Source organism: Propionivibrio sp. (assembly GCF_017995515.1).
GTDB lineage: Bacteria > Pseudomonadota > Gammaproteobacteria > Burkholderiales > Rhodocyclaceae > Propionivibrio.
In genome coordinates, this window is record NZ_JAGOIT010000030.1 from 1 (window position 1) to 13,185 (window position 13,185).

Here is a 13,185-nt window from a genome sequence, read left to right on the forward strand (position 1 = left end):
TGCCGCCGACACATCGACGGTCCGGCGGGGCATAGGTTCGTGACGTCGCTAATCCGCGATCAGTGCTGAAAGCTCACGTTCAAGGAGATCCGGGTTGCCCAGGTTGAGTTCGACCAGTCGCCGCAAGTGCGTGACGCTGTCAAGATCAATGTCCTGGCAAAGCAGCCCGATCCGCCCTTGGTGCGCGTGGGCGATGCGGACTTTCATGCAGATCCGGTCGCTTTCCGCATCGTCCAGATCGATATTGAGCTCGCAGGGCGGACTGGCTTCGGCTTCAACAGCCAGGTCGTCCTCGGGAAGTTGCACCAGCGCGCCCTTGAGCGAAAGGTCGAGAACTCTTGCCGGGATCTTGCGGTTGCCAACGACCAGATGTGCCGCGGTGTGGAAAGTGATGCGCGAGTGATGGCGACGGTCTTCGGAGTTTACGGTGGTCATGTCAGTCCTCGCAGGAAGCTTACTTTCCTTGCATGTTACCCCAAAGCAACTTGTGCAATTGCATCTGAAAGCGAACGTGCAGGCGGTCGGCCAGGATCCACTCGGCGAGATCGACCGGTTGGAGTTCGCCCTGGACCGCTGAAAAGAGGATCGGGCAAACCGCGTCGAGTTGGTGCTCGCGTACGGTTTTACGCGCCCATTCGTAGTCGGTGCGGTTCATCAGCACGAACTTGAGTTCGTCGCGTGGCGTCAGCAAGGCGAGGTTTTGCCAGCGATTCTTCGCAGATTCGCCCGAGCACGGCGCCTTCAAATCGACGATGCGTGAAACGCGCGGATCGACGCCGCCGATATCGAGCGCCCCCGAGGTTTCGAGCGAAACGTCGTAGCCGGCGTCGCATAGCGCGCTGAGGAGCGGCAAGCAGGCTTTCTGGGCGAGCGGTTCACCGCCGGTGACGCAGACCTGGCGCGCGCTGAAGGCTGCGACCGCCTCGATGACCTGGGTTTGCGACATGCGCTTGCCGCCCGTGAACGAGTGCTCGCTATCGCACCAGACGCAGCGCAGGGGGCAACCGGTCAGGCGAACGAAAACTGTGGGCAATCCGGAGCGCGTTGCTTCGCCCTGCAAAGAGAAAAAAATCTCGCTGATTCTCAGCGAGACCGGTTTGCTGCTGCTCACCTTGCTACTTTTTCAGGCGCTGCTTGGCTGTTGCCGCTGCGGTGCTGTCCGGGTACTTGCTGGCGATGCTTTCGTAGGTCGAGCGTGCGCCTTTGGCGTCACCCAATTCCTGCTGGCACGTCGCGATGTTGATCAGCGAGTCGGGCGCCTTCGGGTGCTGCGGCCATTTGCTGGTGACGAGCTTGTGCGCTTCGATCGCCTTCTTGCAGTCACGTAGTGCGTAGAACGCGTTGCCGAGCCAGTACTGTGCGTTTGGCGCGAGCGTGCTGTCGGGATGAGCCTTGGTGAACGCCTCGAATGCGCCGGCGGCGTCCTTGATCTTGTTGGCTTTGAAGAGATTGAGCGCGGCTTCGTATTCGCGCGATTCGACCCCGGGGTCGCCGGCAGGTTTGCTTGCGGCCTCTGCGCCGGGCGTGCCTTCTTCGGACGGCGTCGCGTTTTCAGTGTTTGCTGCTTCGGGTGTTTCGAGCTTGCGCAGGCGACCGTCGAGGTCGATGTAGAAATCCTGCTGGCGCTTCTTGGCCGACTCCAGTTCGAAATTCAGCGTCTCGACCGAGCCGCGCAGTTTTGCGTTTTCTTCGCGCAGGGCCTGAATCTGGTTGAGCAACTCCATCTGCGCCTTGGCGAGCGTATCGACACGCTCGTTGGTCTTGATCGTCAGATCCTGGATCTGACGCCGAGCTTCCTCGTCGTCAAAGAGGGCGGCTTGCACCTGCTGCGCACCCATGAGGGCGAGCAGCAGGGACAGGCGCGTTGCTTTCCAGAAACGGCCCGTCGGCATCTTAGAACTCGCCGCTGTAGAGCATGTCGCCACGACGGTTTTCCGCCCACGCGGCTTCGTCGGCGCCTTCGTTCTTCGGCTTTTCTTCGCCGAGGCTGACGGCTTCGACCTGGTCTTCGCCGGCGCCGAGCAGCGTCAGCATCTTCTTCATCGAATCAGCACGCTTCTGGCCGAGCGCCAGGTTGTACTCGCGGCTGCCGCGGTCGTCGGTGTTGCCCTGGACGAGCATCTTGAACTTGCGGTTGTTGGTCAGGAACTTGGCGTGCGCGGCCACGAGGTCCTTGTATTCAGCCTTGACGTCGTACTTGTCGTAGTCGAAATACACGCTGCGCTTGGAAAGGATGCTCTTCGGGTCGGTCAGTTCGCGCGGCAGGCCTTTCCCGTCAAGCTTGCTGGCGTCGACCGTGGCGATGCCGTTGTCGCGCGATTCAACCGGTGCGCCGTTCTGGTCGGCGTCGGGGGTCGAGCTGCAGCCGGTGATCAGGGCGGCAAGAAGAGCGGGGATGATCAGTTGCTTCAAATTCATTGTGTTTCTCCAGCGTCAAATAAGAATTACAGGTTTGCTTGAATTACTTGTAAAACGGGCCCCAAGCCGGCTCACGTACGTCGCCAGCCGAAATCGACAGGCGTTGTTTGATACGGCCGTCGATCGAGACGGCGGAAAGCGTGCCGCGACCGCCGCTTTCGGTGGCGATGAGAATCATGCGGCTGTTCGGCGCAAAGCTCGGCGATTCGTCCTTGTTCGAATCAGTGAGAATTTGCACTTGTTTACTTTCCAGATCCATGGCGGCGAGGCGGAAGCCGCCATCGCGCCGGCTGATGAACGCCAGCGTCTTGCCGTCCGGTGAGATGCGGGGGGAAACGTTGTAGCTGCCATCGAAGGTGACGCGTTGGGCGTCGCCACCGTGAGAGTCGGAGCGGTAGATCTGCGGACTGCCGCCGCGATCCGAAGTGAAGTAGAGCGATTGTCCGTCGGGCGAGAAGAACGGCTCGGTGTTGATGCCGGCGCTCATCGTCAGGCGCTGCAGGCCCGAACCGTCGGCGTTGACGATGAAAATCTGGGAGCCGCCTTCCTTAGAGAGGACGACGGCCAGCCGACGTCCATCGGGCGACCACGCCGGCGCCGAGTTCGATCCCTTGAAGTTGGCAACGACGACGCGCTTGCCGCTGGCCAGCGAGTGTACGTAGACCACCGGCTTCTTGTTCTCGAACGAGACGTAGGCCAAACGCGTTCCGTCCGGGGACCACGTCGGCGAGATGATCGGCTCGCGCGATTTCAGGGCGGCCTGGGCGTTCTGTCCGTCTGCGTCTGCGATATGCAGTTCGTAACGATTGGCGCCGGTTCGCACGACGTAGGCGATGCGCGTGGCGAAGACGCCCGGGATGCCGGTCAGCTTTTCGTAGATGATGTCCGCGATGCGATGGCCGGCGGCGCGCAACATCGGCGTCGAGGTGACGAACGCTGCGCCGGCGAGCGCATCCTGCTTGTTGATGTCGTACAGGCGGAAGCGGGCTTCCTGGCGTCCGCCGTCGGTCGGGCCGATGCTGCCGGCGGTGAGCGCATCGGCACCGCGCAGTTTCCAGTCGCCGTACTGCGGCGCGGTTGCTTCGGTCATCGCGACACCGGAGGTGTCGATCATCTTGAACAACCCGCTGCGTTCGAGGTCGCCGCGGATGACCGACGTCAGCGCGCGCGAAGATCCGGCTTCGCCGCCGAAATCGGCGATCGCCAGGGGGATCTGGTTGGCGCCGGCGCCGGTGATCTCGATGGTCAGTTCCGCATGTGCCGGTATCTGTAAGGCAAAGGCGGTGAACGCGATGAGGCCCAGGCCGCGCAGTTTTAGCAAGGGACGAATCATGGTGTCGGACGCCGGAAAAAATAAACGGGAATTATATCGTCTTGACTCGACGCGTTCATGTAACGGTCCGTAATCACAGTTGGTTGACCGTGATCGGTCATTCGTCAAACGGTTTGTAGGAGATACGGATTGTCCTTTCGAAGTCCTTCGGATTCTTCGGCTTGGGCAATGGCGATGACTTCAGAATCGCGCGCTCGACCGCTTCGTCGAGCGCCTTATTGCCGCTCGACTTCTTGATGACCACGGGGGGCAGGATTTCGCCGGTGGGAAGCTGCGTGACCGCGAACTGCGCCTCGGGATTGCCTGTAATCCCGGCTGGCAACGTAATGTTGCCGCGGATCTTTCGCCGGATCTGATCCATGTATTCGCTTTGTCCGAGATTACTCGCGTTGCCACCGCCCGATTGCGTGCCGGAGTTGGTTCCTGTCTTCGATCCGGTAGGCGAGCCCTTCGTTCCTTCCAGTTCGGCGCGGATAGCTTCCTCGTGTGCGGCACGAGCGGCGTCGGAGCGCTGTTTCTGCTCGCGCTTCGCTTCGCGTTCGGCTTCCTTCTTGATGTCGTCGAGGCGGTGTTCCTCCGCTTCCTTCTTCTCGCGCGCTTTCTTCTCTTCCTCGTCCTTGCGGGCCTTTTCCTTGTCTTCCTGTTCCTTTTGCTTGCGTTCTTCCTCGAGTTTGTGCTTCTTCAGCTTCTCGAGCTTCTCCTGTTCAAGGCGTTCCTTTTCTTCCCTTTCGCGCTTTTCCTTGTCCTTGATGGCGATTTGCGGGTCAATTTGCGGTTTTTCCTCCACCTTTACCACGGGTTTCGGTGGTGGAGTCGGTTCGACCTTGGGCGCAGGTTCGGGCTTTGGCTCCGGCGGCGGGGGCGGCGGAGTGACGGCATTTGGGTTGCCATAGTAGACGTCGACCGGGATGCCGCCCGCCTGCTCGCTCTTCCACTGGACGCCGAAGAACAGCGCGGCAAGCAAGGCACCGTGGACGACGGACGAAAGGACGATCGCCGGGATGTTGGCTGCGTCGTCTTCAGGAGATGGCAAAGGGGAGTTCACTGCTTCTGCCGCGTCTATTTGCCGGTCGACTGCACGAACAGGCTGACGTTCTTGACGTTCTGTTTGCGCAACGTATCCATCATGTGTACGACGACCTCGTACTTCAGGTTCTTGTTGGCGGCGATCAGCACCGGCTGTTCCGCGTTCTTCGCCATGGCGTCGGCGATCTGGTCGAAGGCGGAGGTTTCGCTCATCTTGCCGCTGGTTTTTCCGGCGACCGTAAGCGAGATCGACTTGTCTTCATCGATGTTGAGGTAGATCGCCTCGGCCGGCGCCTGCTTGGTCTTGGCAGCCGAGGGTACGTCGATGCTCGCTGTCGTCATCATCGGCGCCGTCACCATGAAGATGACGAGCAGCACGAGCATGACGTCGATGTAGGGGACGACGTTGATTTCGTTTTTCAGGCGGCGTTCGCGCATGGAGCCTCCGACTACCGCATCTGCCGTTGCAGGATGTTCGAGAACTCTTCCATGAACGACTCGAAACGGATCGCGAGGCGGTCGATCTGGTGCGAGAAGCGGTTGTAGGCGATGACCGCCGGGATCGCGGCGAAGAGGCCGATGGCGGTGGCGACGAGCGCTTCGGCGATGCCCGGCGCAACGGCCGAGAGCGTCGCCTGGCCAACGTTCGACAGGCCGCGGAACGAGTGCATGATGCCCCACACCGTGCCGAACAGGCCGACGTACGGGCTGACCGAGCCGACCGAGGCGAGGAAGGCGAGGTGCGCGTCGATGCTGTCGACCTCGCGCTGGTAAGTGGCGCGCATGGCGCGGCGCGAGCCGTCGATGATGTCCTTCGGGTCGAGGTTTTTCTGGCTGCGCAGCTTGGTGAATTCCCGGAAGCCCGCTTCGAAGATGCGCTCCATGCTGCCGGTGCCGTGGCGGTTGTTGACCGCGCTCTGGTACAGGCTGTTGAGGTCGCCGCCGCTCCAGAAGTCGCGTTCGAACTGCTCGGTCTGCGCCTTGGCCGTCCTCAGCGTGAACCACTTGCTGAAGATGTAGTACCACGACATGAAGGACACGCTGGCCAGCAGTGCCATGACCACCTGTACGACCGCGCTGGCGTTGAGGATGAGGTGGAGGATCGAGAGGTCTTGCGAGACGTTCATTGGAGGGCTTCCAGTTTGGTGCGCAATGGGTTGGGGATCGAGGTGATTTTCATCTGGGCTGCGTTGACGCAGACGATCTGGATCTTGCCGTTGATCAGTTCATCCCAGCCGCCTTCCAGGTTCGCACGGCGGATGTGCTGGCGGAAGAAGATCTGCGAACGGGTGATCTTTTCGACTTCCAGACTGACTGTGAGTTGTTCGTCCAAGCGCGCCGGTTTCAGGTACTCGAGACTGACGCTGCGCACGACGAAGGCGATGCCGGGGTCGCGCAGCAGATCGGCCTGATCGTGCCCGATCGCGCGCAGCCATTCGGTACGGCAGCGTTCGAGAAACTTGAGGTAGTTCGCGTAATACACCACGCCACCGGCGTCGGTGTCTTCGTAATAGATGCGAACGGGGATCGTGAAGGCGTTCGGCTTCTGCTCGTGCTTCATGGCGGGATGATAGTGCCGTAGTGAAGGTGTTAGTGTAAGAGTTTGTGACAACCCATTGTTTTATGACAACTTCGCTGGCTTCGGTTTACTGCGTGCGCCAGAGTTCGCTTTGTGCATTCGGAGCGGGGGTGTCGAGGCCGAGGTGGCGGTAGACGGCGCTGGTGGCGATACGGCCGCGTGGCGTGCGCTGCAGGAAACCTTGCTGGATGAGATAGGGTTCGAGCACGTCCTCGATCGTGTCGCGCGCCTCGCCGATGGCGGCGGCGAGGTTGTCGACGCCGACCGGTCCGCCGCCGAACTTGTCGATGACCGCCGAGAGCAGCTTGCGGTCCATGATGTCCAGCCCGCCGTGGTCGACGTCGAGCATGACCAAGGCCTGATCGGCGACCGTCTGCGTGATGTGCCCGGAGGCCTTGACCTCGGCGAAGTCGCGCACACGGCGCAGCAGGCGGTTGGCGATGCGCGGCGTGCCGCGCGAGCGCTTGGCGATCTCCAGCGCGCCGCCGTGTTCGGCCGGTACCTTGAGCAGCTGCGAGGAGCGCGTGACGATGTGCGTCAATTCTTCCGGTGTGTAGAACTCGAGGCGGGCGACGATGCCGAAGCGGTCGCGCAACGGGTTGGTCAGCATCCCGGCGCGCGTTGTCGCGCCGACCAGCGTGAACGGTGGCAGGTCGAGCTTGACCGAGCGCGCGGCCGGACCTTCGCCGATCATGATGTCGATCTGGAAGTCCTCGAGCGCCGGGTAGAGGATCTCCTCGACCACCGGGCTGAGTCGGTGGATCTCGTCGATGAACAACACGTCGTGCGGTTCGAGGTTGGTGAGTATTGCTGCCAGGTCGCCGGCGCGTTCGAGCACCGGGCCCGAGGTCTGGCGCAGGTTGACGCCCATCTCGGCAGCGATGATGTGCGCCAGCGTCGTCTTGCCGAGGCCGGGCGGGCCGAAGAGCAGCACGTGGTCGAGCGTATCGCTGCGCCGCTTGGCGGCTTCGATGAAGATCGACAACTGCTCGCGGATCTTCGCCTGGCCGACGTAATCGGCCAGGCGCTTCGGGCGCAGGGCGCGTTCGATCGCTTCTTCCTGCGTCGATTTCGATTCGGCCGAAATCAGCCGGTCGGCCGGGCCGTCGCAGAAGCCGCCGCCCAGATTGTCGATTTCTATCATGGCTTTAAATGGAAGGCGGTTCGTCTTGTTCGGAGAGGGCGAGCCACTCGCGGATCAACACCTGGCCGAGCGCCAGCAAGGTTGGGCCGAGGAAGAGGCCGATGAAGCCGAAGACCAGCACGCCGCCGAAAACGCCGACGACGATCAATAGCAGCGGCAAGCTGGCGGTGCGCGAAATCAGGATCGGCTTGACGAAGTTGTCGACGCTGCTGATGCCGAACATGCCCCACAGGATCATGAAGATGGCCCAGCCGGTCTGCCCGCCGTCGTACAGCCAGAGCGCGGCGCCGAGCCAGATCAGCGTCGCACCGACGACCGGCACCATCGAGAAGAAGAAGGTGGCGAAGGTGAGCATGGCGATGCCGGGAACGCCGGCGATCAGAAAGCCGATCATCGCGACGAGCGACTGCGCGGCGGCCGTGCCGACAATGCCGACGAGGACGCCGGTGACCGTGCCGTCGGCCAGCTTCAGCATGCGCTCGCCGAGGCCGCCGGCCAGCTTGCGCGCGCCGGTACGCAGCGCGTCGGCGTAGTGGTCGGCATCGCGGAAGATGAAGAAGACGAAGAAGATGACCAGCAAGAGCTGCAGCAGGCCCTGGGCGAACAGCGAGACGGCGGCGAGCGCCATGCGCCGCGTCGGCGCGATGAACTGGCGCAGCAGCTCGTTCAGCTCCTCGCGGCTGGCGAGCAGCGCGTGCCAGTAGTCCTCGATCATGGAGCCGGCGATCGGCAGGTTGCTGACCCACTTGGGCACGTGCATCGGCAGGCCGGATTCGAGCAGCGGACGGATGTAGGCGATCGCCATCTCGACGCCGCTGGCGAGCGATCCGGAAAGGATGGCCATCGGCACGACGAGCAACAGCACCATCAGGAGGCACATCAGCGCCGCCGCCAGATTGCTTCGTCCGCGGCACTTGGCGAGAATGAATTTGTGCGCCGGCGCGGTGGTGACGCAGATGACGGTTGCCAGCAGCAGGGTGCCGGTGAAGGGCATCAGCACGGCAATGCAGCCGATCAGCAGGAGCGCTGCGATGGCGATCTGGATGACCTGCTTCTGAGCGGACGATAGATGTTGCATCAGACTTTGGAGAGGAGTTTGAGGGCTTGGCGAATGCCGTCCGAGGTGGAGAGTCCCGCCGGCAGCTGCTTCATCGCCGCCGACGCTTCGCGGTCATTGTAACCGAGTGCCAGCAACGCATTGAGGATGTCATGCTGGCTGTCTTCGACGGCAAACGCCGCCGATGGCAACGCGTCGGCGAGCTTGCCCTTGAGTTCGAGCAAGAGGCGCTCGGCCGTCTTCTTGCCGATGCCCGGAATCTTGGTCAGCCGTCCCGACTCCTGGCGCGCGATGGCCTGTGCCAGGTCGCCGACTGAAAGGCCGGAAAGTACGGCCAGCGCCATGCGCGCGCCGACGCCGGAAATCTTGATCAGCTGGCGGAAAGCGTAGCGCTCGGACTCGCTGGCGAAGCCGTAGAGGAACTGGCCGTCCTCGCGCACGATGAAGTGCGTGAGCAGCGTCACCTTCTCGCCGTTGCCCGGCAGGTTGTAGAAGGTGCTCATCGGCACGTCGACCTCGTAGCCGACGCCATGCACGTCGAGGAGTACCTGTGGCGGGTTCTTTTCCAGCAGGATTCCGGTCAATCTACCGATCATTCAGTGTTCCTCATGAGTTTATGTCAGTCGTCCGTTGCGCACGCGCAGCCCCTTGGTCGCCAGCGCACCCAATCCCTGCCCGCCGTGCGCGTGCGCGATCGCGCAAGCCAGGGCGTCGGCGGCGTCCGGGCTGGGATCGCCGGGCAAGGAGAGGAGGCGGCGCACCATGTGCTGCACCTGCACCTTCGCCGCCTTGCCGTTGCCGACGACCGCCTGCTTGACCTGCAGCGCCGTGTATTCGGCCACTTCGACACCGCCGGCGACGAGCGCCGTGATCGCCGCGCCGCGCGCCTGGCCGAGCAGCAGCGTCGATTGCGGGTTAACGTTCACGAAGACGATTTCGACGACCGCCTGGTCGGGCCGGTATTGCGCGACCAGTTCGCGCAGGCCGGCGTAGATGGTCTTCAGGCGTTGCGGCAGCGAGGCCTTTGCATCGGTCTTGATGCAGCCGCTGGCGAGGTAGGAGAGGCTGTTGCCGGACTTTTCGATGAGGCCGAAGCCGGTGACGCGCAGGCCGGGGTCGACGCCGAGGATGCGGGTTGCCGGAGCGCTCATTTTCGCTCCTGACGGCGACAGTCGCGCCGGTACCGCGCAGAGTCGCGGTCGAAAACAGTGGCGTGCGGCTGGGGCATGGCGTTGGCGGTCGAAAATGAGCCGACAGTATACCGGTCAGCCCATCGCGGCCGGCGACAATTTCGTCGCATTTCGCCACGTCCCGTCGTCGATCAGCGTTTGCTTCAGGAGGGTTCGCGCACCATGGTCTGCAGCCGTTCGAGCAAGTCGTTGTGCACGGCGTGCAGTTCGTCCAGACGCATGACGGCGTCCGGTCGGTGCAGCGCCGAGGCCAGGCCGAGGACGCCGCCGAGAATGGTCCGGTCGTCCGGGTCGTCGAGCATGTCGCGCACGAAGCTCTGATCGATCTTGAGTGGTGCGACCGAGAGGCGTTTGAGGTAGGTCAGCGACGAGTAGCCGGCGCCGAAATCGTCGAGGGCAAAGGCAATGCCGATTTCGCGGCTGCCCGAGCTGGTCCGGACGGAACGACGGGTGCGCCGCGAGCAGGGTACGCAGGCGTCCGACGAAGTCGGCCTGTTGCAGCTGGCGGGCGCCGACATTGACGCTGATCGGGATGTCGAGCCCGATGGCCTGCCAGGCTTCGAGTTGCCGCAGCGCGCTTTTAATCACCCATTCGCCGACGTCGACCGCCAGCGCATGCTCTTCGATGACCGGCAGGAAGACGCCGGGCGAGAGCTGGCCACGCTCCGGGGGCTGCCAGCGGATCAGCGCTTCGATGCCGATGATCTCGCCGGTGCGCATGTTGATCTTGGGTTGGTAATAGAGGACGAACTCCTGCCCAATCAACGCGCGGCGGATGTTTTCCAGGCTCTCGTGGTGGCCGCGCAGGCGGCCGTCCTGTTCGGCGTCGGTTTCCTCGGCCTGCGGATAGAAGGTCAGGCCGAGGCTGGCGGAAACCTGCAGCAGGTTTCCGCCGACGCGTACCGGATGCGCGGCGGCTTCGAGCAGGCGGTTGAGCATTGGCACGCAGGTCGCGACGTCGTCCAGATCCTGTGCAGTACGGCGACGAACTCGTCGCCGCCGAGCCATGCGCTCGTTGGCCTGGACGATGTGGCCGCAGCGGTCGAGCAGGGAGGTGTCGCTTGCCGCGCAGCGCCGGCACGAAGCCGATTGGCGCGATGGTAGTGCGTGCAGGCGTCTTCCCAGCCGGAATTGGTCAGCTGCGTACCGTCGATATCGACGATCGAGTTGGAAATGCCGATCACGGTGCTGAGACGATCCATCAGCGCCTGCAATTGCGCGATGTCGACGAGCTCGGCAAATCGGTACCGGATTTTTCCCATGATTGTTGCTTTCCTTCCCGCGTGGGGGGGCGCAGGCGAATCGAATAGACAGTACTCCGGCCATTATTGCTCCAATGAATCGGACATATATCGAGAAGCGCCTGGCCGGCGGCCGTCAGCGTCTTTCGCCGCCGTCCGGGTGTTGGCGGTGTTTGCGTGGGTCGTCTTCCGGCGGTGCGCCGCGTGGCGCGTCCGCATGGCGTTCCGGATTCCGCAACGCGCGCGGTTCGGCCGCGCGCGGTTCGCGTTGCGTCATCGTGGCCGGCAGCCCGGCTGCTTGCGACGGGTGGAACAACGGCGTGTCCGGAGGCTGGCGCCTGACGGTGTCTTGCGGCCTGGACCGGGGAATCGCCTCCGGTCGCGCTTCGCGCCGGCTTTCCAGCACTGCACGATGACCGTCGCCCCCTTTTCTGTCGTCGTCGCGATGGAACTCGCGCGGCCTCGGCGCCGGCTGCCACGCCCGGTCGGGCGGTGTGTCGCGTTCGAAGCGTCGGGGCGGTTCCGCGCTCGGCAAGTCGCGGGGAATGTAGCGCGGGTGACGGTCGGCTTCGCGCGGGTTGCCGGCGGGCGCGTTGAAATTCTCGATGTGTGGGGCGTGCGTGCGGTTGAGCCGGCGCGCGTAGTCGGGGCTGCTGCGATAGACGGGCACATAGACTTCGCGCGGTGCCAGCGGGAACCAGCCGGCGGTTGGCGCGCGGCCGAACGATACGGCGACGGAAACATCGGGGGCCGAATGCCAGGTCACCATTGCCGGTGCATAGACCGGACGCGCGATGCGCTCGCCGGGGACCCAGCCCCAACGACCGCGATACTGTACCCAGCGACCGTAGTGGAAGGGGGCGAAGCCCCACGGTTCATGCCCGACCCAGTTCCAGCCCCAGGGCGCGACCCAGACCCAGTGGCCGGTCCGGTACGGTGCCCAGTCGGCGGCCACGGTACGCGGCGTCCAGACGGCGCCGTATTCCGGCGTGTCCGACCAATCGCCATAGGTGTCGAGATCGTCGGCGCCGGTCATTTCCGGCGACACGTAGCGGGACGACGCACCGGCCGTCGGTTGCCGGTCGCGCGCAGCGCTCCAGTGCATGAAATCGTCGCTGGCGGGCGCTGAGATCCGATAGCGCGTCTGTCGGGCGAACCATATTTCGGCGCGCTCGCCGGGCCGGATGTCGAGATCGGCGTCGTTCGCCGAAAAGTGCAAGGCGCCGAAGTACGCCGTCGCGCTCGACCCGTTGCCGTCCGCTTCGACGCGGAAGATGTTCGCATCGCGGGCGGCGATGTCGGCCGTGATGCGGCCGTTCCGCGTGTTCAGCTCGAACTCGCGCACCGTCTCGGGCGAGGCGAGCTTGACGATGCTGCGCCCGTTGCGCAGAAAGATGCTGACCCGATCGTCGTCGACACGGGTGAGTTCGAGCGAGGTGCCGGCGTCGAGGCGCAGCGTTGTCGAGCCGATCTGGATTTCCGCCCGTGCGTTGCCGTCCGTGCTCAGCACGTCGCCGCTGGTCAGGGGTTGATTGAGCGGTGGGCGGAACGACTCGCCACGGGCACCGTTGTCGAGTGCCAGACTGCCGGGGGCCGAAAGCCAGGCGACGCGGCCGATACGGCCGGGCGGGTCGGCAGATGCGGGGGCCGCGAGCGTCAGAGAGAGGATGAGCGTGATCAGGGAGAGCAGCGTGAAGGGCCGCGCATCGCGCCATCGGCGCCGACAGGGTTTCGAATCGAGCATGGAGATCTTCCTCGTTGAAGGCGGCCGCAGAGCCGCCGGATGCCGTCAACAACGATTCGATAGGCGCAGCGCCATACGCCGGACACACTTTGTTGCACATTCGCAGTACGCGAAACGTGCGCGCTATTGATACGGCGAGGTAATGTCTGAAATACGTTCGCCCTGAGCCTGTCGAAGGGTGGGGGCGGGCTTCGACAGGCTCAGCCCGAACGGGAGTTGAGACTTCTTCGTGCCGAATCAATCGGGTTTTGTCCGAGTCAGCGGCGTCCTTGACGACCAGTTCGTAGACGCCGTTGTCGCGGATTGTGGCGAGCCCCCGGTTGAACAGGCGGTCAGCGCCTCGCCGTAAAAGTAGCCGGTCGTTGCCCCGATCTTCAGACCCTTGAGGTCAGCGATCTTCTGTCCGGCGACCGGGCTGGCCTTCAGGTAGTAGAGCAGGAACTTGCGGTCGAA

At 63.6% G+C, this 13,185-nt stretch carries 16 protein-coding genes and 1 pseudogene; all 17 read right to left on the bottom strand.

Annotated features, from left to right (window positions below; genetic code table 11):
* Positions 1-48: 48 nt before the first annotated feature.
* The gene (locus KBA32_RS06830; protein ID WP_294356816.1) at positions 49-435 is read right to left on the bottom strand and encodes a PilZ domain-containing protein; all 387 of its coding nucleotides are present in this window, start codon (positions 433-435) and stop codon (positions 49-51) included.
* A 19-nt stretch (positions 436-454) separates the two neighbouring features.
* On the bottom strand, positions 455-1,111 hold the full coding sequence (gene queE / locus KBA32_RS06835) for a 7-carboxy-7-deazaguanine synthase QueE (RefSeq protein WP_294356819.1): 657 nt from the start codon (positions 1,109-1,111) through the stop codon (positions 455-457).
* Positions 1,112-1,115: 4 nt separating this feature from the next.
* On the bottom strand, positions 1,116-1,892 hold the full coding sequence (gene ybgF, locus KBA32_RS06840; protein WP_294356821.1) for a tol-pal system protein YbgF: 777 nt from the start codon (positions 1,890-1,892) through the stop codon (positions 1,116-1,118).
* A gap of 1 nt (position 1,893) precedes the next feature.
* On the bottom strand, positions 1,894-2,412 hold the full coding sequence (pal, locus tag KBA32_RS06845) for a peptidoglycan-associated lipoprotein Pal (RefSeq protein WP_294356881.1): 519 nt from the start codon (positions 2,410-2,412) through the stop codon (positions 1,894-1,896).
* A 49-nt stretch (positions 2,413-2,461) separates the two neighbouring features.
* Positions 2,462-3,751 carry a Tol-Pal system beta propeller repeat protein TolB gene (gene tolB, locus KBA32_RS06850; protein ID WP_294356823.1) on the bottom strand — a complete coding sequence of 430 codons (1,290 nt, stop codon included), beginning with the start codon at positions 3,749-3,751 and terminating at the stop codon, positions 2,462-2,464.
* Positions 3,752-3,848: 97 nt separating this feature from the next.
* Positions 3,849-4,796, bottom strand: a complete 948-nt coding sequence (tolA, locus tag KBA32_RS06855; protein ID WP_294356825.1) for a cell envelope integrity protein TolA — start codon at positions 4,794-4,796, stop codon at positions 3,849-3,851.
* Positions 4,797-4,810: 14 nt separating this feature from the next.
* Entirely contained in the window at positions 4,811-5,215 is a 405-nt protein-coding gene (locus KBA32_RS06860; RefSeq protein WP_294356827.1) for a biopolymer transporter ExbD, read from the bottom strand.
* An 11-nt stretch (positions 5,216-5,226) separates the two neighbouring features.
* The gene (tolQ, locus tag KBA32_RS06865; protein WP_294356830.1) at positions 5,227-5,904 is read right to left on the bottom strand and encodes a protein TolQ; all 678 of its coding nucleotides are present in this window, start codon (positions 5,902-5,904) and stop codon (positions 5,227-5,229) included.
* Positions 5,901-6,338: a tol-pal system-associated acyl-CoA thioesterase gene (ybgC, locus tag KBA32_RS06870; protein ID WP_294356833.1), complete on the bottom strand. Its 438-nt coding sequence runs from the start codon at positions 6,336-6,338 to the stop codon at positions 5,901-5,903. The genes tolQ and ybgC overlap by 4 nt, the downstream gene beginning before the upstream one ends.
* Positions 6,339-6,423: 85 nt before the next feature.
* Positions 6,424-7,500 carry a Holliday junction branch migration DNA helicase RuvB gene (gene ruvB, locus KBA32_RS06875; RefSeq protein WP_294356835.1) on the bottom strand — a complete coding sequence of 359 codons (1,077 nt, stop codon included), beginning with the start codon at positions 7,498-7,500 and terminating at the stop codon, positions 6,424-6,426.
* 4 nt (positions 7,501-7,504) lie between these two features.
* Positions 7,505-8,578 (bottom strand): AI-2E family transporter, encoded by a 1,074-nt coding sequence (locus KBA32_RS06880; RefSeq protein WP_294356837.1) that lies wholly within the window; start codon positions 8,576-8,578, stop codon positions 7,505-7,507.
* Entirely contained in the window at positions 8,578-9,153 is a 576-nt protein-coding gene (gene ruvA / locus KBA32_RS06885) for a Holliday junction branch migration protein RuvA (protein ID WP_294356839.1), read from the bottom strand. Before ruvA ends, KBA32_RS06880 begins: the two co-directional genes overlap by 1 nt.
* An 18-nt stretch (positions 9,154-9,171) precedes the next feature.
* Positions 9,172-9,708, bottom strand: a complete 537-nt coding sequence (gene ruvC, locus KBA32_RS06890) for a crossover junction endodeoxyribonuclease RuvC (protein ID WP_294356841.1) — start codon at positions 9,706-9,708, stop codon at positions 9,172-9,174.
* 182 nt (positions 9,709-9,890) lie between these two features.
* The gene (locus tag KBA32_RS06895) at positions 9,891-10,265 is read right to left on the bottom strand and encodes an EAL domain-containing protein (RefSeq protein WP_294356843.1); all 375 of its coding nucleotides are present in this window, start codon (positions 10,263-10,265) and stop codon (positions 9,891-9,893) included.
* Positions 10,255-10,686 (bottom strand): annotated as a pseudogene (locus KBA32_RS17075) (EAL domain-containing protein); the annotation flags it as partial. The gene KBA32_RS06895 and the pseudogene KBA32_RS17075, both read right to left, overlap by 11 nt.
* Positions 10,602-11,009 (bottom strand): PocR ligand-binding domain-containing protein, encoded by a 408-nt coding sequence (locus KBA32_RS17080; RefSeq protein WP_367113757.1) that lies wholly within the window; start codon positions 11,007-11,009, stop codon positions 10,602-10,604. The gene KBA32_RS17080 and the pseudogene KBA32_RS17075, both read right to left, overlap by 85 nt.
* Before the next feature lie 115 nt (positions 11,010-11,124).
* Positions 11,125-12,732, bottom strand: a complete 1,608-nt coding sequence (locus KBA32_RS06905) for a DUF6600 domain-containing protein (protein ID WP_294356845.1) — start codon at positions 12,730-12,732, stop codon at positions 11,125-11,127.
* Positions 12,733-13,185: the final 453 nt, after the last annotated feature.